Annotated in this window: 18 protein-coding genes; 10 read left to right on the top strand and 8 right to left on the bottom strand. The window is 72.3% G+C overall.

Annotated features, from left to right (window positions below):
* The first annotated feature begins 55 nt into the window (after positions 1-55).
* Positions 56-1,240, top strand: a complete 1,185-nt coding sequence (locus tag ACIQ9G_RS18135; RefSeq protein ID WP_403610262.1) for a DUF2786 domain-containing protein — start codon at positions 56-58, stop codon at positions 1,238-1,240.
* 209 nt (positions 1,241-1,449) lie between these two features.
* Here ACIQ9G_RS18135 and ACIQ9G_RS18130 read toward each other — a convergent pair whose 3' ends face one another.
* Together ACIQ9G_RS18130 and ACIQ9G_RS18125 are read right to left on the bottom strand one after the other, a co-directional pair.
* Positions 1,450-1,983, bottom strand: coding sequence for a DUF4232 domain-containing protein (locus ACIQ9G_RS18130; RefSeq protein ID WP_403610259.1), 534 nt, complete (start codon positions 1,981-1,983; stop codon positions 1,450-1,452).
* Between the two features lie 157 nt (positions 1,984-2,140).
* Complete coding sequence (locus ACIQ9G_RS18125) at positions 2,141-2,668, bottom strand: hypothetical protein (protein ID WP_403610256.1); 528 nt, start codon at positions 2,666-2,668, stop codon at positions 2,141-2,143.
* Between the two features lie 435 nt (positions 2,669-3,103).
* Between ACIQ9G_RS18125 and ACIQ9G_RS18120 the strand changes: the two genes are divergently transcribed.
* Positions 3,104-3,373: a DUF397 domain-containing protein gene (locus ACIQ9G_RS18120; RefSeq protein ID WP_403610254.1), complete on the top strand. Its 270-nt coding sequence runs from the start codon at positions 3,104-3,106 to the stop codon at positions 3,371-3,373.
* Between the two features lie 92 nt (positions 3,374-3,465).
* Here the strand turns inward: ACIQ9G_RS18120 and ACIQ9G_RS18115 are convergent, their stop codons facing one another.
* Positions 3,466-3,963, bottom strand: a complete 498-nt coding sequence (locus tag ACIQ9G_RS18115; RefSeq protein WP_403610251.1) for an ATP-binding protein — start codon at positions 3,961-3,963, stop codon at positions 3,466-3,468.
* A 335-nt stretch (positions 3,964-4,298) separates the two neighbouring features.
* On the opposite strand from ACIQ9G_RS18115, the gene ACIQ9G_RS18110 reads away from it, so the two are divergent.
* From ACIQ9G_RS18110 to ACIQ9G_RS18100, 3 genes are all read left to right on the top strand, one after another.
* Positions 4,299-5,123 carry a helix-turn-helix domain-containing protein gene (locus tag ACIQ9G_RS18110; protein ID WP_403611263.1) on the top strand — a complete coding sequence of 275 codons (825 nt, stop codon included), beginning with the start codon at positions 4,299-4,301 and terminating at the stop codon, positions 5,121-5,123.
* 188 nt (positions 5,124-5,311) lie between these two features.
* Positions 5,312-6,772 (top strand): aldehyde dehydrogenase family protein, encoded by a 1,461-nt coding sequence (locus ACIQ9G_RS18105; RefSeq protein WP_403610248.1) that lies wholly within the window; start codon positions 5,312-5,314, stop codon positions 6,770-6,772.
* Between the two features lie 109 nt (positions 6,773-6,881).
* Positions 6,882-7,430 (top strand): DinB family protein, encoded by a 549-nt coding sequence (locus ACIQ9G_RS18100; RefSeq protein ID WP_403610245.1) that lies wholly within the window; start codon positions 6,882-6,884, stop codon positions 7,428-7,430.
* A 124-nt stretch (positions 7,431-7,554) separates the two neighbouring features.
* On the opposite strand, the gene ACIQ9G_RS18095 is transcribed toward ACIQ9G_RS18100, so the two are convergent.
* Together ACIQ9G_RS18095 and ACIQ9G_RS18090 are read right to left on the bottom strand one after the other, a co-directional pair.
* Positions 7,555-8,967 carry a glutamate decarboxylase gene (locus tag ACIQ9G_RS18095; RefSeq protein WP_403610242.1) on the bottom strand — a complete coding sequence of 471 codons (1,413 nt, stop codon included), beginning with the start codon at positions 8,965-8,967 and terminating at the stop codon, positions 7,555-7,557.
* A 107-nt stretch (positions 8,968-9,074) separates the two neighbouring features.
* On the bottom strand, positions 9,075-10,358 hold the full coding sequence (locus tag ACIQ9G_RS18090) for an ion channel protein (RefSeq protein ID WP_403610239.1): 1,284 nt from the start codon (positions 10,356-10,358) through the stop codon (positions 9,075-9,077).
* Between the two features lie 127 nt (positions 10,359-10,485).
* Between ACIQ9G_RS18090 and ACIQ9G_RS18085 the strand changes: the two genes are divergently transcribed.
* The gene (locus ACIQ9G_RS18085) at positions 10,486-11,247 is read left to right on the top strand and encodes a MerR family transcriptional regulator (protein ID WP_403610236.1); all 762 of its coding nucleotides are present in this window, start codon (positions 10,486-10,488) and stop codon (positions 11,245-11,247) included.
* Positions 11,248-11,379: 132 nt separating this feature from the next.
* Here ACIQ9G_RS18085 and ACIQ9G_RS18080 read toward each other — a convergent pair whose 3' ends face one another.
* Positions 11,380-11,745, bottom strand: a complete 366-nt coding sequence (locus ACIQ9G_RS18080; RefSeq protein WP_403610233.1) for a YbjQ family protein — start codon at positions 11,743-11,745, stop codon at positions 11,380-11,382.
* A gap of 140 nt (positions 11,746-11,885) precedes the next feature.
* Here ACIQ9G_RS18080 and ACIQ9G_RS18075 point away from each other — a divergent pair, with 140 nt between their 5' ends.
* Positions 11,886-13,007: a DedA family protein gene (locus tag ACIQ9G_RS18075; protein WP_403610231.1), complete on the top strand. Its 1,122-nt coding sequence runs from the start codon at positions 11,886-11,888 to the stop codon at positions 13,005-13,007.
* A 48-nt stretch (positions 13,008-13,055) separates the two neighbouring features.
* Here ACIQ9G_RS18075 and ACIQ9G_RS18070 read toward each other — a convergent pair whose 3' ends face one another.
* Positions 13,056-14,765 carry a threonine/serine exporter ThrE family protein gene (locus ACIQ9G_RS18070; protein WP_403610228.1) on the bottom strand — a complete coding sequence of 570 codons (1,710 nt, stop codon included), beginning with the start codon at positions 14,763-14,765 and terminating at the stop codon, positions 13,056-13,058.
* Between the two features lie 111 nt (positions 14,766-14,876).
* Complete coding sequence (locus ACIQ9G_RS18065) at positions 14,877-15,368, bottom strand: inorganic diphosphatase (protein WP_356190816.1); 492 nt, start codon at positions 15,366-15,368, stop codon at positions 14,877-14,879.
* A 79-nt stretch (positions 15,369-15,447) separates the two neighbouring features.
* On the opposite strand from ACIQ9G_RS18065, the gene dacB reads away from it, so the two are divergent.
* From dacB to tilS, 3 genes are all read left to right on the top strand, one after another.
* Positions 15,448-17,079: a D-alanyl-D-alanine carboxypeptidase/D-alanyl-D-alanine-endopeptidase gene (gene dacB, locus ACIQ9G_RS18060; RefSeq protein ID WP_403610225.1), complete on the top strand. Its 1,632-nt coding sequence runs from the start codon at positions 15,448-15,450 to the stop codon at positions 17,077-17,079.
* 77 nt (positions 17,080-17,156) lie between these two features.
* Positions 17,157-18,290 carry a zinc-dependent metalloprotease gene (locus ACIQ9G_RS18055; protein ID WP_403610222.1) on the top strand — a complete coding sequence of 378 codons (1,134 nt, stop codon included), beginning with the start codon at positions 17,157-17,159 and terminating at the stop codon, positions 18,288-18,290.
* A 193-nt stretch (positions 18,291-18,483) separates the two neighbouring features.
* Entirely contained in the window at positions 18,484-19,602 is a 1,119-nt protein-coding gene (tilS, locus tag ACIQ9G_RS18050) for a tRNA lysidine(34) synthetase TilS (RefSeq protein WP_403610219.1), read from the top strand.
* The last annotated feature ends 56 nt before the right edge of the window (positions 19,603-19,658 follow it).

The raw sequence follows: 19,658 nt of genomic DNA, 5'->3' as shown, positions 1-19,658 counted from the left end.
AAAGTTGTCCACAGGGTGTGGATGCGGTGTCGCGGCCTCATGGCACGATCGACGCGTGAGTGATCCCAGCACCGTCGACCGCGCCTTCCAGGCCGCGCTCTACGCCCGTGCCGACGACTCCCTCGACCTCGGCGCCTCCCTGCTCGCGGCCGACCCGGCTGCCGACGCCGAACTCGCCCGGCGCGGGCAGGAGTTCGTGGCGGCGGCATGGCGGCGGGGCTGGCAGCCCGCCGACGTCGTACGGATCGTGCGGCGGGAACTGGACGAGGCGCACCTGCGCCTTCTGTCGGAGCTCGTCCGCGCCCAGGCGCCGGCGGACCGGCCGCGCGGCCGCCGCTGGGCAGCCCAGCTCGACGAACTGATCCGCGAGGAGCCCGCTCGCACCGACCGGTTCACGCACGCCACCGCCGTCCTGGAGCTGTACCGCCTGCTGCTGCGGCTGCCCACGCTGGAAGCCCTCGACGAGCCGGGTGCCGGTGCCGGTGCCGGTGCCGGTTCCGGTTCCGGTCGCGGGTCCGAAGGTGGGCCCGAACGCGGAACGCGGGCCGACGCCGAGCGGGCGCCCGGGACCGGCTCCCGGATGCTCACCCGTATCCGTGCGCTGCTCGCCAAGGCGGAGGCGACCGGGTTTCCGGAGGAGGCGGAGGCGCTCAGCGCCAAGGCGCAGGAGCTGATGGCGCGGCACAGCATCGACGAGGCGCTGCTCGCGTCCCGCGCCCAGGCCCGCGACGCTCCCGGCGCCTGCCGTATCGGCGTGGAGCCGCCGTACGAGCAGGCCAAGGCCGTGCTGCTGGACGCCGTCGCCACCGCCAACCACTGCCGGGCCGTGTGGAACGAACCCTTCGGCTTCTCCACCGTCGTCGGCTTCGAGGCCGACCTGGAGGCGGTCGAGATCCTCTACACCTCGCTGCTCGTCCAGGCCACGACCGCGATGACCAGGGCCGAGGCGGCGCAACGTGCGGGCGGCCGCAAGCGGACCAAGACCTTCCGGCAGTCCTTCCTGGCCGCCTACGCCCACCGCATAGGCACCCGTCTCGCGGCCGCCGCGGAGACCCAGGTCACCGAGGACCTGCTTCCGGTGCTGGCGAGCCGGGACGTGGCGGTCACCGACCGTCTCGACCGCCTGTTCCCGGAGACGACCACCACCCGCCTGCGCGGGGTGAGCGACGTGGACGGCTGGACGGAGGGCGCCCAGGCGGCGGACCGGGCACAGATGAGATCCCGCCCACGACTGGGCTGACCCCCGCGCCGCCCACGGCGAAGCGCACGCCGCGAGCGGAGTGGCGCGCGTGCCGCAATCCCCCGGGCCCCGAGCCGCGCCGCCGACCCGGGCCCCGAGCAGCGCCGTCAACCCGCGGCCCGGCCCTCGAGCCGCGCCGGGTAGCCCGGCCCCCGAGCCGCGCCGTCAACCCGCGTTGCCCAGTCCCCGCGCCGCCCGGCCCGCGCCCCTCAGTCCCCGGCCTGAGTGAAGGCGGTCACCGTGGCGTTCGGGTCGGTCGCGTCCTTCTTGCCCTGGACCGGGCCGTAGGACCAGGTGAAGCTCTTGCTGTCGGTGGCTCCGGGCAGGGTGAGCTTCAGCGTCTTCGCCGCCAGGCTGTTCGGGTCGCCCTCCTTGCCCCGCACATAGGTGAGGGTGAAGGTCGCCGTGGCGTCCTTGGCGAGGGTCAGCTTCTGCGGGGCGCCGGCCTTGTCCGCGGCCACGGTCGCCGAGGTGCTCCCGGCGGCCAGCCCGACGCCGGGGAATCCCTGCAGGGTGCACTGGGCGCCGTGGTTGGCGAGGGTGACCGGGACGTCGCCGGAGTCGCCTGCCGCGGGCGCGGTGTTGGCGGGGCCCACCTGCACCCCGAGGTCGCCGATCCGGCAGGCCGTGCCGTCGGTGTTCTTGCTGCCGGTGTCGTCGCCGCCTCCGCTGCCGCCACTGCCGCAGGCGGTGAGGAGGAGGGCCGCGGCGAGGGCGGTGACAGTGATCGGAATCGCGCGCATGAGGTGGTTCCTTGGGGTCCGTGACGATGCCCCAGGATCATCGCGCACGAGCGCGCCGCGCGTGGCCGCATTCGGCCGCCGTACCCGGACCCCGCGCGGGCCGGCCGGCGCCGGTGCGACGGCCGGGGCCGACCACACCGCGCCGACCTCGGTGAACTCAGGAGCCGAGGCTCGCCGTGGGCAGGCCGGGCGGGAGCGTCCCGCCTTCGGAACGGGTGTACGTCTCCTTGCCGAGACCACCCTCCCAGGTGATTTTGAGGGTGTCCTTGTTGACGGACTCCACCATGCCGGTGGTGCGGTCCTTGCCACCGTCCGCGCATTTCAGATGGATCATCTGCATCCCGGACTCCTCGCCGGCCGTCCCGCTGCACACGGACCCGCCGGTGGTGAACAGCCCCGCCTTGGCACCGGTGATCACCAGCGCGACCGCCTTGCCTCCGGTGGTGGCGAGCCAACTGCCCTCCAGGCCGGCGTCCTTGCCCGTCGAGCCGCCGGTGCCGCCGCCGCTGCCCGCGGTGGCGGTGGGGGAGGCGTCGGCGGTGGACGAGGCGTCGCCCTTGGCATCGCCGCCACTGCCGCAGGCGGTCAGCGCGAGCGCGCCGGCCAGGGTCACGGCCGCGGCCGCGATCCGCGTCCGGCGGCGCGCGACGGTACGGGAGACAGGTGAGAGGGTCGGCGTGGTCACTGGCAGCTCCCAAGCGTGGGCCGAAACGACCGCAGCAAGCTACCAGGCCCGGCCGGCGGGGCCGTGGGCTCCCGTTCACCTCGCCTCTCCGGCCCGTCCGCCGGACCCGCACACGGACGCTGGAACAGGAAGGCCGCGGCGAGCGTCTCCTACTGGAGCACGACTACCGGAGCACGACCGATCGGATCCGGACGGTCCCGCGCCGAGGGCGGCGCGGCCGATCATGGACGGGGGGCGGCACTCGCATGTACTGAGGGTTCCTGGGCAGACGCAGCAACAGTTCGAGCAAAGCGAGCGTCAAAGCTGTAACGGCCGCACCACTGCGCGTGCACGTGCATCTGCTCATGCATCTGCACTTGAACGGGGCTATGATCCGGGTCAGTTGACCGATGCATCAATGGCCACACCAGCCAGTGCACCACCGGGGAGCGACCTGTGGACCACGACGTTGAGGGCGTGCGCGGGGGGTACGACGTGCACAACGGCATGGCGGCCACGCAACTGAGCGGGGCGGCCTGGCAGAAGAGCCGGCACAGCAATTCGCAGGGATCCTGCGTGGAGTTCGCGCGCCTGCCGGGGGGAGAGGTGGCCGTGCGCAACTCGCGGTTCCCCGACGGTCCCGCGCTCGTCTACACGCGTGCGGAGATCGAGGCGATGCTGCTCGGCATCAAGGACGGCGAGTTCGACCACCTGATCGTGGGCTGATGCCGCCTCGGGCCGGGGGCGCCTCGGGGCAATCGGCGCGTAACGCTTGGTGACGCGCGTAGAACCGCGGCGTCGCTCGACGCCGCGGTTCGTCATTCGGCCGGCTGGAGCCGGAACAGTGCCCAGACCACCTTGCCGTTCAGCGCGCCGGAGAGCGGCTGCCAGCCCCAGCTGTCACTGAAGGAGTCGACGAGGAACAGGCCGCGACCCGACTCCGCCGAGCAGTCGTCCGGGTCCCGGGCGACCGGGCTGTCCCGGCTGGGGTCGCGTACGGCGCACACCAACCGCTCGGTCCAGCGCATCAGGTGCAGGCGCACGGGCGAACTCTGCTCGCCGGTCCGCGGCGTGGACGCCGGCAGTGCGTGCCGCAGCGCGTTGGTGACCAGTTCGGAGACCACCAGGCATACGTCGTCGAAGCGGTCGCCCGTGTTCCACTGGTCCAGCGTTCTGCGAGTGAACTGCCGTGCCTCGCGCACTGCTTCGTAGCGGGCGGGCAGGGCGCAGGAGGCGGCGTTGGACACGGCCGCGAGGTCGAGCGGCGGAAGGCCCTGCCGTAACGGCTCGAGCATGGTCGATCCATTCGTCCCCATGCGAGGCACTCCCGGGAATTCGCGGTCGTTGCGATGCAGCGGTGGCGCGGGACCATGGTTTCGGATGCGTACAGCAGATGCAAGGGCAGATGCACGTGCACGTGACCGAATTGGACCCTCACGTACCGCTTACAGGCCATTTTTTCCGCCCTCTTCTCGCCCTCGCCGTGCCCCCTTCGTGCCGCCGACTGCGCACTTTCTTCGATCTCTTTCCGTTTGTGTAATCGCGCGAGTACTGCTCGAAGTGATTTAGTGGCAGACTGCGGCCCTTGAGGACGGGGTTGGGGAGGCTGACGAACGTGAGCGCGGGAGAGCCCGGATCGGTGGTGCGGCGCATGCTGCTCGGCTCGCAACTCAGGCGACTGCGTGAGGCCCGGGGGATCACGCGAGAGGCGGCGGGCTACTCGATCCGCGCCTCGGAATCGAAGATCAGCCGCATGGAGCTGGGCCGGGTGAGCTTCAAGACGAGAGACGTCGAAGACCTGCTGACGCTGTACGGCATCACGGACGAGGCGGAGCGCACCTCGCTCCTCTCCCTCGCCAGGGAGGCCAACGTCGCGGGCTGGTGGCACAGTTACTCCGACGTCCTGCCCAGCTGGTTCCCCACCTACGTGGGCCTGGAGGGCGCGGCGTCGCTGATCCGGGTCTACGAGGTGCAGTTCGTGCACGGCCTGCTGCAGACCGAGGCGTACGCCCGCGCGGTGGTCCGGCGCGGTATGCAGGGCGCGAGCGAGGCAGACGTCGAGCGGCGGGTGGCGCTGCGCCTGGAACGGCAGAAGTACCTCGTCTCCGAGAACGCCCCGGAACTGCACATCGTCCTGGACGAGGCCGCCCTGCGACGGCCGTACGGCGACCGTGAAGTGATGCGCGGCCAGCTCCAGCACCTGATCGAGGTCTCCGAGCGGCCCAATGTGCGGCTCCAGGTCATGCCGTTCGGCTTCGGCGGGCACTCCGGCGAGTCCGGCGCCTTCACGCTGCTGAGCTTCCCGGAGTCCGATCTGTCGGACGTCGTCTACCTGGAGCAGCTCACCAGCGCCCTCTATCTGGACAAGCGCGAGGATGTCGCCCAGTACGAGAAGGCGCTCAAGGAGCTGCAGCAGGACAGCCCGGGTCCGGACCAGAGCCGCGACCTGCTGCGCGGGCTGCTGACCCTGTCCTAGCCCAGGTCACGGACGCCGTCCCCGGATCCCGTCCCGGGGATTTCGCCGGAACGCCTGCGCGAAGGCCCAACTGGTGTGCGACGACAGTACGATGACGCGTGATCAGACAGACCTGAACGTGAAGTGATCGGGAGTTGATCGGGCTCCGACTGCTTCGACCGCCTCGGCAGCAGGGGGAAAGGGATCACATGTCGTCCTACTTCACCGACCTGGCACAGCAGTACATCGACGGTGAGTGGCGCCCGGGAACCGGCTCCTGGGACATCATCGACTTCAACCCGTTCGACGACGAGAAACTCGCCTCGATCACGATAGCCACGGCCGACGAGGTCGATCAGGCCTACCGGGCGGCCGCCCGCGCGCAGAAGGAGTGGGCGGCGACCAACGCCTACAGCCGCCGCGCGGTCTTCGAGAAGGCGCTGCGCCTGATCGAGGAGCGCGAGCGGGAGATCGCCGAGGTGATCACCGCGGAGCTCGGCGGCACGCGTCTGAAAGCCGGCTTCGAACTGCACCTCGCCAAGGAGTTCCTGCGCGAGTCGATCCATCTGGCGCTGCGCCCCGAGGGCAGGATCATCCCCTCGCCGATCGACGGCAAGGAGAACCGCGTCTACCGCGTCCCGGTCGGCGTCGTCGGTGTGATCAGCCCCTTCAACTTCCCCTTCCTGCTGTCGATCAAGTCCGTCGCACCGGCCCTCGCCCTCGGCAACGCGGTGGTGCTCAAGCCGCACCAGAACACGCCGATCACCGGCGGCTCGCTCATCGCGAAGATCTTCGAGGACGCGGGTCTCCCGGGCGGCCTGCTGAACGTCGTGATCACGGACATCGCCGAGATCGGCGACGCCTTCATCGAGCACCCGATCCCCAAGGTCATCTCCTTCACCGGGTCCGACGCCGTGGGCCGGCACGTCGCCACCGTCTGCGCCTCCCACTTCAAGCGCTCGGTGCTCGAACTGGGCGGCAACAGCGCGCTGGTGGTACTCGACGACGCGGACGTCGACTACGCGGTCGACGCGGCCGTCTTCAGCCGCTTCGTGCACCAGGGGCAGGTCTGCATGGCCGCGAACCGGGTGCTGGTGGACCGCTCGGTGGCGGGCGAGTTCACCGAGAGGTTCGTCGCCAAGGTCAGGTCCCTCAAGGTCGGCGACCCCCGCGACCCCGAGACGGTCATCGGCCCGGTGATCAACTCGTCGCAGGCGGACGCGGTGTCCGGTGTGGTCGAGCAGGCGATCGCCGAGGGCGCCACGGCCCTGGTGCGCGGCACCGCCACCGACAACCTGGTCGAACCGACCGTGCTGACCGACGTCCCCGTCGGCTCGGCCCTGCTCCGGCAGGAGGTCTTCGGCCCGGTCGTCTTCGTCCTCCCCTTCGACGGCGAGGAGGAGGCGGTCCGGATCGTCAACGACACCCCGTACGGCCTCAGCGGCGCCGTCCACACCGGTGACATCGAGCGCGGCGTGCGCTTCGCCCAGCAGATCGAAACCGGCATGTTCCACGTGAACGACGGCACCGTCCACGACGAGCCGCTCGTCCCCTTCGGCGGGGAGAAGCACTCCGGCCTCGGCCGCCTGAACGGCGAGACGACCCTGGAGGCCTTCACCACGGTCAAGTGGATCTCGGTGCAGCACGGCCGGAGCGGCTTCCCGTTCTAGGCCTCCGGGTTTTCTCCGGACGACGGGCCCTTGCGGACAGAATCTGACCGCATGGGCCCGTAGCTTCGTCGGTGTCAGGAAAGACGACCCCGACGAAGGGCGGCCGGTCATGGTCACGCACGTGCGAGCCGAGGCACACGGAGACGAGCGCGGGGCGCTGCTGGCGTTCCTCGCGGAACAGCGCGGCGGCATCCGCCGGGCGGTGCTCGGGCTGACCGAGGAGCAGGCCCGGTCCCGCCCCAGCGCGAGCGAACTGACCCTGGCCGGGCTGGTCAAGCACTGCGCCGAGGTCGAGCAGGCCTGGCTGGCGCGCGCCCGCCAGGAGCCGCCGGCCGTGGAGCGGAACCAGGCGAACTGGCACGAGTGCTTCCAGCTGGTCGGCGACGAGACCCTGGCGTCGCAGCTCGCGTACTGGGAGAAGACCGCGGCCGAGACGGAGGCCTTCATCCGCTCGGTGCCGAGCCTCGACGACACCTTCCCGCTCCCGGACCAGCCCTGGTTCCCGCCGGACGAGCGCGTCTCCATGCGGTGGCTGTGCCTGCACCTCATCCGCGAGACCGCCCGGCACGCCGGCCACGCCGACATCGTCCGCGAGTCGCTGGACGGGAAGACGGCGTTCGAGCTGGTGGCGCTGGAGCGGGGCACGTCCTGGGACTGACCGGGCGGGGCGGGCGTCGGAGCCGCGCCCGCCCCGTCCGGGCGGCCCGCGGCGGCGCTCGGTGGCCGGTGACGGTCGTCGGTGGTCAGTGCCGTCGGCGGAGATCAGTGGCAGTCGGCGGCGGTCAGTGGTGGAAGCCGGTCGCCGCCTGCCGGTCCCGGGTCATCGGGTGCGGCTGCCGGCGCAGCTCCGGCAGCAGCCGGTTCAGGTCGTCCAGGAACAGGTCCGCGAGGTCGACGGAGAAGCCGTTGCGGCACACCACCCGCAGCACCGAGAGGTCCTCCCGGTTCGCGGGGAAGGTGTAGGCCGGCACCAGCCAGCCGCTTTCCCGCAGCCGCCGGGAGACGTCGAAGACGTCGTACGCCTCGACGTCGGGGGCGGTCGTGAACGCGAACACCGGCAGCTCGTCGCCCCTGGTGAGCAGCTCGAAGTCGCCGAGTGCCTCGATGCGTTCGGCGAGTCCGCGCGCCACGTTCCGGGTGGACTGCTGCACCAGCCGGAAGCCCTCGCGGCCCAGGCGCAGGAACGTGTAGTACTGCGCGACGACCTGCGCGCCCGGCCGGGAGAAGTTGAGCGCGAAGGTCGGCATGTCGCCGCCCAGGTAGTTGACCCGGAAGACCAGCTCCTCGGGCAGCGCCTCCTTGTCGCGCCACAGCGCCCAGCCGACACCCGGGTAGACCAGTCCGTACTTGTGCCCCGAGGTGTTGATCGAGGCCACGCGCGGGAGGCGGAAGTCCCATTCCAGGTCCTCGTCGAGGAAGGGCGCGATCATCGCGCCCGAGGCGCCGTCGACGTGCACCGGGATGTCGAGGCCGGTGCGCTCCTGCAGGGCGTCCAGGGCCGCGCACAGGTCCGCGATCGGCTCGTAGGAGCCGTCGAAGGTGGAGCCGAGGATGCCGACGACACCGATGGTGTTCTCGTCGCACAGGTCGGCGGCGGCCTGCGGATCGAGGTGGAACCGGTCGCCCTCCATGGGGACCTGGCGGGCCTCCACCTCCCAGAAGGCGCAGAACTTCTCCCAGCAGACCTGCACGTTGACGCCCATGACGAGGTTCGGGCGGGCGTCCCTGCCCGGGTACCGGTCGCCGTTGCGCCGCGCCCAGCGCCGCTTGAGCGCCATCCCGGCGAGCATGCACGCCTCGCTCGACCCGGTCGTCGAACAGCCCACGGCCGCCTCCGGGTCCGGCGCGTTCCACAGATGGGCGAGCATGGCCACGCAGCGCCGCTCCAGCTCGGCGGTGCGCGGGTACTCGTCCTTGTCGATCATGTTCTTGTCGCGGCACTCCGCCATCAGCTGCCCGGCCTGCGGCTCCATCCAGGTGGTGACGAAGGTGGCCAGGTTCAGGCGGGAGTTGCCGTCCAGCATCAGCTCGTCGTGCACGAGCTGATGCGCCGTCGTGGGCGCCATCGGGGCGTCCGGCAGCCGGTGTTTGGACGGGGCCTCGGTCATGTCGCCGACCGGGTTCGCCTCGCCGTAGAAGGGGTTGACGGACACGGGGCGTTCGTCGCGCTTGCGATGGCCGTGGTGGAGCGGCATGAACGGTCCTCCTGGAGGAGCGGGGATTCACGGGGTCGAGGGGCGAGAGGGCAAGGAGCCGAAAGAGCAAGGGTCGAGAGAGCAACGGGGGCTACGGACAAGGGGGTTCACGACATCGCCGTACCGTCCCCCTTCAGCTGCATCTTCGGCCGTCCGGTCACCAGCAGCCAGGCCGGCAGCGAGGCGACGCAGAGCAGGGTCAGGATCATCGGCGAGGCCACGAGGACCGCGGCCGTGAACAGGCTGAGCCAGCCCTGCCGGGTGGTGGCCAGGAGGATGCCCAGAACGGCGGACGCCACGCCCGGCGCGGGATGCACCGCGGGCACCAGGGCATGGGCGCACAGGCCGAGCGCCGTGCCGATGAAGATGGCCGGGAAGATCCGGCCGCCGCGGAAGCCGCAGGCCGCCGCGACGACCAGCGCCGCCAGCTTGACCACCGCCATGAGGGCGAACCGGCCCGCCGTCCAGCCGTCGGGGTTGCGCGCCAGCTCCGCCACCTCGGACAGCCCCTTGAAGAGCGTCAGCGGACCGCCGAGCGCCCCCAGCAGACCCAGGACCAGCCCGCCGGCCGGCAGGGCCAGCATCGGGTGCCCGAGGCGCCCGAAGGCCCGGTGGACGTACGGAAAGACGTACACGGCGCACATGCCGAGCACGGCCGCCAGGGGCGCGACCACCAGCACCGACAGCAGGTCCTTCCAGGCGGGCTCGCCGAACTCGGGCAGACGCAGGTCGAGGCTCGGATGGGCCACCAGGGTGGCGGTCATGGAGCCCACGGCCGCGGCCGCCAGCGGCGCGAAGACGTTGTCCCACAGCGCCCCCTTCACCGGCCGCCCGGCCAGTGCCTCGGAGATCACCAGCGCGGCCGCCACCGGCGTGCCGAACAGGGCGCCGATCGTCGCCGCCTCCGCCAGCGCGGCCCACGCGGCGCCCGGCACCCGGGGCAGCAGCCTGCGCCCGGCCCAGAACGCGAGCCCGACGTTGACCGCGATGATCGGGTTCTCCGGACCCAGGCTGGGACCGCCCGCCAGCATCAGGACGGCCGCCAGCAGCAGACCGGGGAGCACACGCGGCGCCATCGGGGCGGCCGTGAGGCCCAGGGTGGCCGGGTCGGGACCCGCGTGGCCCGGCACCTTCCACACCACCAGCCCCACCGCCACGCCGGTCGCGGTGAGCATGATGAGCATCCAGGCCACCGAGTACGGCCCGACCCCGAGCGCCCCGGGCAGGTTCCCCCACAGCACCCGCTGCAACCGCTCCGCCACCCCGCTCACCAGGAGGAGCAGCAGGCTCGCGGCGACCCCGACGACGAAGGCGGGCACGAGCATCGTCAGCAGGACGCGTGCCGGGGCCGCCGGGGTGCCGGCGGCCTGCTGAGCGGTGTCCTGGGTCACGCGCTCACGATAAGCGGACAAATGCCGCCCAACATCCGGAGGGAATCCCGCCCCGGAGGCCGAACGGGCTTGCACCTCACGCCGCGTGAGGGCGCAGCGTGGAGGGCGGAACGAGAAGGGAGCGGAAGTGAGCTACTCCGTGGGACAGGTCGCCGGCTTCGCCGGGGTGACGGTGCGCACCCTGCACCACTACGACGGCATCGGCCTGCTGGTCCCCGGTGAGCGCAGCCACGCGGGGCACCGGCGCTACACCGACGCCGACCTCGACCGGCTGCAGCGGATCCTGTTCTACCGGGAGCTCGGCTTCCCGCTCGAGGAGGTCGCCGCGCTGCTCGACGACCCGGACGTGGACCCGCGCGCGCAGCTGCGCCGCCGGCACGAGGTGCTGATCGCCCGGATCGAGAGACTGCAGAAGATGGCGGCGGCCGTGGAGCACGCCATGGAGGCACGCAGAATGGGCATCAACCTCACGCCCGAGGAGCGGTTCGAGGTCTTCGGGGACAACGACCCCGAGCAGTACGCCGAGGAGACGGAGCGGCGCTGGGGCGGCACGGAGGCGTACGCCGAGTCGCAGCGCCGGGCGGCCCGCTACACCAAGGACGACTGGCAGCGGATGCAGGCCGAGTCCGACGCCTGGTACGCGCGCTACGCGGACGTGGTGGCCGCGGGCGGGCCGCCCACCGGCGAGGCTGCCATGGACCTGGCCGAGGAGCACCGGCGGCACATCTCCCGCTGGTTCTACGAGTGCCCGTACGACATGCACCGGTGCCTGGCCGGGATGTACGTCGCCGACGAGCGCTTCAAGGCGTTCTACGACGCGATGCGTCCGGGTCTCGCCGAGCACCTCAAGGGGGCGATCCTCGCCAACGCGGACCGGCACGGCTCCTGACCCGGACCCCGCGACCGCGGCCCGGGACCGCGCAGGCCCGCGACTCCGGGCCCGGAACCCCGTCCAGGGACCCGGCCCGGGAGTCCGGCCCAGAACCCCGTCCAGGACCTCGGCCTGGGAGCCCCGTGCGGGTCACTCCCGGGCCAGGACCACCGCCGTGCCGTACGCGCAGACCTCGGTGCCCACGTCCGCCGCCTCGCTCACGTCGAAGCGGAACGCCAGCACCGCGTCGGCGCCCCGCGCGCGTGCCTGCTCCACGAGCCGCTCCATGGCCTGGTTGCGGGTCTGCACCAGCGTCTTGGTGAGCCCCTTGAGCTCGCCCCCGATCATCGACTTCAGACCCGCGCCGATCTGGCTGCCCAGGTGCCGGGACCGCACGGTCAGGCCGAAGACCTCGCCGATGACCTGCTGCACACGGAAGCCGGGCACGTCGTTCGTGGTCACGACCAGCACCGCCGGGTGGGGGCCCTGGCCGCCGCCGTAATCCTCGATTCCCATGGTTCTCAGCTTGGGTCAGGGCGGGCGGCCGTGCATCCTGGTCGGCACATGTGGAACCCGTTCCGTACACCATCCGTTGATAGCTTTGTGCGGCCGCACCCCCGACGCCGTACCTCCCACCCCCTCAGGAGCCCGGAACCGTGATGACGCTTGCCCTCGGCCCGAGCTGGCTCGATCCGAACCACCTCCTCGACACGTTCGGCATCTGGGGCCTGCTCCTCATTGTCTTCGCCGAGTCCGGGCTGCTCATCGGCTTCTTCCTGCCGGGCGACTCCCTGCTGTTCACCTGCGGTCTGCTGATCACCTCGCACCAGATGGACTTCCCGCTGTGGGGCGCGATCGCCCTGATCTGCGTCGCCGCGATCCTCGGCGACCAGGCGGGCTACATGTTCGGCAAGAAGGTGGGCCCGTCCCTCTTCAACCGCCCGGACTCCCGCCTGTTCAAGCAGGAGAACGTCACCAAGGCGCACGAGTTCTTCGAGAAGTACGGTCCGAAGTCCCTGGTGCTGGCCCGTTTCGTGCCGATCGTGCGCACCTTCACGCCGATCGTCGCGGGCGTCAGCGGCATGAGGTACCGCTCGTTCCTGGTCTTCAACGTCATCGGCGGCGTCCTGTGGGGCGCGGGCGTCACCCTGCTCGGCTCCTGGCTGGGCAACATCCCCTTCGTCAAGCAGAACATCGAGGCGATCCTCATCCTGATCGTCCTCGTCTCGGTGGTCCCGATCGCCATCGAGTTCCTGCGCGCCCGCTCCAAGGCGAAGAAGAACCCGCAGGAGCCGGCCGCCCCGTACCAGCAGCAGCCGGCCGGACAGCCGGTCATGGACGACGCGACGACCCGGCTGCGCCGCGTCGAGCCGTCCTACCAGGAGCAGGGCCGGGTCCAGGGCCAGGGCCAGGGCCAGGGCCGGGAGCACGGCTACGGCGGCCCCCAGCAGCAGCACCAGCCCCACCAGCCTCAGCAGTACCCCCAGGAGCCGCAGCACTACGGCGCCTACGACCAGCGGTACTACGACGGCGGCCAGCAGGGGCAGCACCAGCAGCCGCAGTACCCCCAGCAGCAGCCGCAGTACCCCTCGCACCAGCAGTACCCGGACCAGCGGTACCCCCAGCAGCCGTACGACGCCCGGCCGGGCGGCGCCCACGGGCAGAACCCGAGCCAGGACCGGGCCCCGGGCCAGAGCCAGAACCCGCGCCAGGACCGGGACCCGGGCCGCGACCAGCAGCAGTACCCGTACGACCAGGGCTACTACCGCGCTCCCTGAAGCCTCCGACCCGCTGAGCCCCCTCGGGACCCGTAGGCCCGAGGGGCCTCAGAAGCCTCGCGTACGCTTGGCCGCCCGCCGCCCCGCGGCGACGCCGCCCGGCAGCCTGAGGAACAGCCGCGAGATCTCCGACCCGAGGTTCACGCCGATCGCGATCGCCATGGCCAGGGACACCGCCTTGGCCAGGAACACCAGCCCCTTGTCGACGTTGTTCTGGGCGATGGACAACAGCCCGAAGTACGTCGCCGAACCGGGCAGCAGCGGACCGATCGCCGCGGTCGTGTAGGGCAGCGCCGAGGCGAACCGGTACCGGGACAGCAGCTGCCCGAACAGTCCGACCAGGCCCGCCGCGGCCGCCGTCGAGGCCACCGGCGACAGGTCGCCGACGTAGTGCATCGCGCCGTACACCGACCACGCGACACCGCCGTTGAGCGTCACCAGGAGCACGGTGGACCGCTCCTGCTGGAGCAGCACCGCGAAGGTCAGCGACAGCAGCATCGACGCGATGATCTGCAGCAACGGCCGCTCGCTGATGCCCATCGCCGTGTCGGGGTTCAGCTGGGCGCCCACCTTCACACCGAAGTACAGGACCACCAGCACGCCGGTGACGATGCCGACGAAGAAGTACATGACCTCCAGCAGGCGCGCGGAGGCGGTGATGTAGAAGCCGGTCAGGCCGTCCTGCACGCCCGCCACCAGCGCCCGTCCCGGCAGCAGCGCGAACAGCCCACCGGTGATGACCGCGGAGGCGTTCACGTCGACGTGCGTCGCCGTGATCGCGACGCCGAGCGCCGCCGGCGGCATCGCGGCGACCGTGAACTGGTAGAACTCCGGCAGCCCGCGCCCCGCGCACAGCCACGCCAGCCGGTCGCCGAGCATCGCGCCGATCGCGGCCGTGACGAAGACGAGCAGGCCACCGCCGACGAGCACGGCGGCCGCCGCCGCGAGCAGCCCGGCCGCCCCGGTCAGGGCCCAGCCGGGGTAGGGGTGCCGGTTGCGGCGGATCTCGGCGAGCCGCCGGTAGGCCTCCTCCAGGGAGACATGGGTCTCCGGGTCGCTGAGGTCGTCGACGAGCCGGAACACGGCCGCCAGGCGCGTGTAGTCGGTGCCCCGTCGGCGCACCGTCCGGGACGCCGTCACGGGGTCGTCGACCAGGGACGGCTGGTAGGTGACCGACAGCAGCGTGAAGGTGACGGTGGGCTCGCAGCGGTCCAGCCCGTAGGACCGGCACACCGCGAACATCGCCGCCTCGACGTCCTCGGCGCCCTCACCGCCCGCGAGCAGCAGCTCGCCTATACGCAGGGTCAGGTCGAGGACGCGCGGGACGGCCGGGCCGCCGTCCTCCGTCTTGTGCACCGGCTCCAGCGCCGGGCGCTCGGCCACCGGCATGCGCAGCATCGTGCGCATCCGGTCCTGCCAGGGCACGTCCTTGGTCAGGCTGACCACGGGGATGCCGTTCGGCGGGGTGAAGGCGGGAGGCTGCCAGGCGCTGTAGGTGCTCGGCGGGCTGAACGCGGACCCCTCGGTCTCCGCGCCCGGCGTCTGCGGGACGCCGAGCCCCTTGGGGAGCGCGAACTCCGAGGTGGTCTCGGACTCACCGCCGCCGGCTCTGGGGGCGGCCAGCCCCTCGGGCAGTGCGAACTCGGACGTCGTGGACGACTCGCCCTCGACGACCGGGGCCACCGACGCCGCCGCGGGAGCCCTGAACACGCTCCTCGCCTGGTCCGACTGCGGCTTGCGGTCCTCCGCATCCTTCACTGGGCAACGCTCCCTGAACGACACCTTCCGTAAGCCTCAGTATGCGCACGGGCAGGCCGAAGGGCCGCGCCACCCCCGTAGGGGGCACGCGGCCCGGCGGCAGTGCGCGGATCAGTGACCGCCGTGCTCCTGGGCGCGCTTGACGGAACGCTCGATCTCGGCCTCCGCGTCGGTGCGGCCGACCCAGTTGGCGCCCTCGACGGACTTGCCGGGCTCCAGGTCCTTGTAGACCTCGAAGAAGTGCTGGATCTCCAGACGGTCGAACTCCGACACGTGGTGGATGTCCCGCAGGTGCTCGACCCGGGGGTCGGACGCCGGCACGCACAGCAGCTTGTCGTCGCCGCCGGCCTCGTCCGTCATCCGGAACATGCCGATCGCGCGGCACTTGATGAGGCAGCCGGGGAACGTCGGCTCGTCCAGGATCACCAGCGCGTCCAGCGGGTCGCCGTCCTCGCCGAGGGTGTTCTCGACGAAGCCGTAGTCGGCCGGGTAGCTGGTCGAGGTGAAGAGTCGACGGTCCAGGCGGATCCGACCGGTCTCGTGGTCCACCTCGTACTTGTTCCGCGAACCCTTCGGAATCTCGATCGTGACGTCGAACTCCACCGGTGGCTCCTCCATGATCAACACATAGTTCTGGTGGTTAAGTGTCCCTCACGCACGTGTGTGATCGCGAAAGGGGCTGGTGGTCGTGCCGGAGCTGAGGGCCTGGCGTGCCGCGAGGCCGCGTCTGGCGCGGGTCGCGCGGGTCGCGCGACCGCACCTCGTACGGGCCGCGCGGGCCGTGAAACCGCGGGTCACGCGGGTCACGCGGGCCGTGGAACCACGGGTCGCGCGGCTCACGCAGGCCGTTGGGCCACGGCTCGCCGTGCCGAAGGCCTGGCGGTACACCGCGGGCGCCGCCACCGCCGGGCTGGCGCTGGCCGCCGGTGTGGTCACCGCCGCGGGTCCCTGGGACTCCTCCGGTCAGCGTACGGCCGAGCGGGACTGGGCAGCCGCCCGGGAACGCGCGGGTGGCACAGATCACGGCCGCGGTTCCGATACGTCCGATACGTCGACCGGCACCTGGTCCGGCGGGCCGCGGCCGGCCCCCAGCGCCGCCGCCGTCCTCGTGGGCCTCGGCCGCACCGGCGCCGTCGTGAAGTCGGCCCCCGCCGGACCGGCCCTCGCCGACGTCCTCGGCCCGCTCCTGGGGGACCCGGCGCTCGGCACCCACCACACCGCCGAGGTCGTCGACGTCGCCACCGGCCGGCGGCTCTACGGCGAGAACTCCGGCGACGCGCTCACCCCCGCCTCCACCACGAAGATCGCCACCGCCGTCGCCGCCCTGTCCGCGCTCGGCGCCGACCACCGCCTCACCACCCGCACCGCCCTCGAACCCGGCACCGGCGAACTCGTCCTCGTCGGCGGCGGCGACCCCACGCTCACCGCCCGCAAGGACGCCGGCGGCTGGGCGAGCCTGCGCACCCTCGCCGACAGGACGGCGACGGCCCTGAAGAAGCGCGGCGTGAGCAAGGTGACCCTCTCGTACGACACCACCCTGTACGCCGGCCCCGAACTGCACCCCATCGGCGTCAACGAAAACCTCGCCCCGGTCAGCGCGCTGATGGCCGACGAGGCGCGCACCGACGACTCGGCCGGCGGCCCCGCGCCCCGCGCGGCGGAACCGGCGCCGGACGCGGCCCGCACCTTCGCCCGCCTGCTGGCCGGCCGCGGCATCGCGACCACCGCCCCCGGCCCCTCCAAGGCGACGGCCCGCGCGCAGACCCTGGCGGCGGTCACCTCGCCACCGCTGTCCGCCGTGGTCGAGCGCATGCTCACCAACAGCGACAACGACATCGCGGAGGCCCTGGCCCGCCAGACCGCCGTCGCCACCGGCGGGCGGGCCGACTTCGACGGCGGTGCCGCCGCGATCGCCACCGAACTCGACAAGCTCCATCTCCCCCTCGGGGGCGCCGTCTTCCACGACGGCAGCGGTCTGAACCGCGCCGACAAGCTGACGGCGGACCTGCTCACCGCCCTGCTGACGAAGGCCGGCGACCCGACCCGGCCCGATCTGCGCCCCGTCCTCACCGGCCTCCCGGTCGCCGGCTTCACCGGCACCCTGAGCGGCCGCTACGCGGACGGCGCGGCAGGTCTCGTACGCGCCAAGACCGGGACCCTGACGGGCGTCAACACCCTCGCGGGCACCGTCGTCGACCAGGACGGCCGCCTCCTGGCCTTCGCCTTCCTCACGGAGAACACCACCGCCCCGGCGGCCGCCCAGTCGGCCCTGGACCGCACCGCGACGGCACTGGCGTCCTGCGGCTGCCGCTGACGCCGTGGCCCGGCCCCGCCCCCGGGGCCGGACTTCGCGGCCTGCCCCAAGCGGCGGCGCTCACGTACCGTTGACGCATGACGAGCATCGGTGGTGCCGCATCTTCCGGGATGATCGACTGGAACCTCGCGGTGGCGACCGCGACCCGGCTCCTGCGGCCGGGCCCCGAGGTGACCCGCGACGAGGCCCGGGCCGTCGTCGCGGAGCTGCGCCGACATGCCAAGGCCTCGGAGGAACACGTCCGGGGCTTCACTCGTCTGGGCACCGACGAGATCCACGACACCCCGGTGCTGGTGGTCGACCGCCCCGGCTGGGTGCGGGCGAACGTCGCCGGGTTCCGCGAGATCCTCAGGCCCCTGCTGGAGAAGATGCAGGAGCGGCGCGGCGGCACCGCCGGCGGCTCGGTCCTCGGCGCCGTCGGCGGCAAGGTCACCGGCGTCGAACTCGGGATGCTGCTGTCCTTCCTCGCCTCCCGCGTCCTCGGCCAGTACGAGACCTTCGCCCCCTCCGCCCGCGACCTGCCCGCCGGCCAGAACGGCGGCGGCCGGCTGCTGCTCGTCGCCCCGAACATCGTCCACGTCGAACGCGAGCTCGACGTCGAGCCCCACGACTTCCGCCTCTGGGTGTGCCTGCACGAGGAGACGCACCGCACGCAGTTCACCGCCGTGCCCTGGCTGCGCGACCACCTCGAGGGCGAAATCCAGTCGTTCTTGGCGGAGACGGACGTCGACCCCATGGCCTTCCTGGAGCGCATCCGGGAGGCCGCCCAGTCGCTCGCCGGCGGCCGCCCCGAGGGCGAGGAGGGCGACGGCGGCCGGTCCCTCGTCGAGATGGTCCAGTCGCCGGCCCAGCGGGAGATCCTCGGCCGCCTCACCGCCGTGATGTCCCTGCTGGAGGGCCACGCCGACTTCGTGATGGACGGCGTCGGCCCGGACGTCGTACAGAGCGTCGCGGAGATCCGCGAGAAGTTCCAGCAGCGCCGCGCCAAGGGCGCCTCCCGCCTCGACCTGGCCCTGCGCAAGCTCCTCGGCCTGGACGCCAAGCTGCGCCAGTACCGCGACGGCGAGCGCTTCGTCCGCGCGGTCGTCGACGAGGTCGGCATGGACGGCTTCAACCGCGTGTGGACGTCCCCGAACACCCTTCCGACGAAGGCGGAGATCGCCAAGCCGGCGGACTGGATCGCACGGGTGCACCGCAGGGCCGAGTCGTGAGAAACGTTCGAACTTCGTGAACCCGATCCGGCCGTCGGCAGGCGAACGCCCCGCCAATCACCCGTCCGAGGGACCGTGAGCGATGGGTAGGCGTGCAATGCTCGGGGAACGGCCCGTTTCTGTCACCATCTACATACTCTGAGTGACCGAACTTCGGGCTCACCCCCCGAAAACTCCGTGAAGGGAACCGGACATGGGTCCCCATCCTGCGGTCGCGGCGATACGCCTGGCGGTGCGCCGCGTCCTCCACGACATCCTCGACGAGCAAGCCTCGTCCCCCGCCGGACTGCCGCCCGCGCGGCCCGCGAAGGCACTGCACGGCCCGCGGCGCGAGCAGCCCCCGCGGCGCGTGCTGCCGGCCCCGCAGGGCGCGCCGCCCGCCCCGCACGAGCGCCCCCCGTCGCCCCTCGTCCTCGTGGCCTGCTCCGGCGGCGCCGACTCCATGGCCCTCGCCTCCGCCCTCGCCTTCGAGGCCCCCAAGCTGGGCGTCCGCGCGGGCGGCATCACCGTCGACCACGGCCTGCAGCCCGGCTCCGACCTGCGCGCCGACGAGGTCGCCCTGCGCATGCGCGAGCTCGGCCTGGACCCGGTCGAGTCCGTCGCCGTGACCGTCGGCCGCGGCGGCGGCCCCGAGGCAGCCGCCCGCGACGCCCGCTACGCCGCCCTCGACGCGGCCGCCGAACGACACACGGCCGCCGCCGTCCTGCTCGGCCACACCCGTGACGACCAAGCCGAAACCGTCCTGCTCGGCCTCGCCCGCGGCTCCGGCATCCGCTCCCTGTCCGGCATGGCCGCGGTCTCGGGGGCCGGCGGCCGCTACCGCCGGCCGTTCCTGCACCTGGACCGGCAGACCGCCCGCAAGGCCTGCATGGTCCAGTCGCTGCCGGTCTGGGACGACCCGCACAACGCCGACCCCGCCTACACCCGGTCCCGGCTCCGCCACGAGGGCCTGCCCGCCCTGGAGAAGGCCCTCGGCAAGGGCGTCGTCGAGGCCCTCGCCCGCACCGCCCAGCTCTCCCGCGACGACGCCGACGCCCTCGACGCCTGGGCCAGCCAGGCCGAGGCCTCCGTCAAGGACGCCGCCGGCCGTCTGGAGTGCGCCAAGCTGTACGCCCTGCCCCCCGCCGTACGCCGCCGCATCCTGCGCCGCGCCGCCATCGAGGCCGGCGCACCGGCCGGTTCGCTGTTCGCCCGGCACATCGAGGAAGTCGACCGGCTGATCACCGGATGGCGCGGTCAGGGGGCCATCAACCTCCCCGGCCGGGTCGTCGCCCAGCGGCAGGGTGGCAGACTGGTGATTCGGCAAGGCTGAATCCCTCCCCTCCCGGGAGGCGGCCGGCCTCTCCGCCGAGGAGGTGCCGGGCGGCC

The organism is Streptomyces sp. NPDC096152, assembly GCF_044763235.1.
GTDB lineage: Bacteria > Actinomycetota > Actinomycetes > Streptomycetales > Streptomycetaceae > Streptomyces.
Note: the sequence above shows the minus strand (reverse complement) of the source record. Positions and strands in the feature narration are given on the sequence as shown.

Excerpts from the sequence above, each read along its gene's own strand:
- ACIQ9G_RS18130 (WP_403610259.1), bottom strand. The coding sequence starts at position 1,983 with ATGCGCGCGATTCCGATCACTGTCACCGCCCTCGCCGCGGCCCTCCTC.
- ACIQ9G_RS18115 (WP_403610251.1), bottom strand. The coding sequence starts at position 3,963 with ATGGGGACGAATGGATCGACCATGCTCGAGCCGTTACGGCAGGGCCTT.
- ACIQ9G_RS18110 (WP_403611263.1), top strand. The coding sequence starts at position 4,299 with ATGCTGCTCGGCTCGCAACTCAGGCGACTGCGTGAGGCCCGGGGGATC.
- ACIQ9G_RS18105 (WP_403610248.1), top strand. The coding sequence starts at position 5,312 with ATGTCGTCCTACTTCACCGACCTGGCACAGCAGTACATCGACGGTGAG.
- ACIQ9G_RS18100 (WP_403610245.1), top strand. The coding sequence starts at position 6,882 with ATGGTCACGCACGTGCGAGCCGAGGCACACGGAGACGAGCGCGGGGCG.
- ACIQ9G_RS18095 (WP_403610242.1), bottom strand. The coding sequence starts at position 8,967 with ATGCCGCTCCACCACGGCCATCGCAAGCGCGACGAACGCCCCGTGTCC.
- ACIQ9G_RS18080 (WP_403610233.1), bottom strand. The coding sequence starts at position 11,745 with ATGGGAATCGAGGATTACGGCGGCGGCCAGGGCCCCCACCCGGCGGTG.
- ACIQ9G_RS18055 (WP_403610222.1), top strand. The coding sequence starts at position 17,157 with ATGACGAGCATCGGTGGTGCCGCATCTTCCGGGATGATCGACTGGAAC.
- tilS (WP_403610219.1), top strand. The coding sequence starts at position 18,484 with ATGGGTCCCCATCCTGCGGTCGCGGCGATACGCCTGGCGGTGCGCCGC.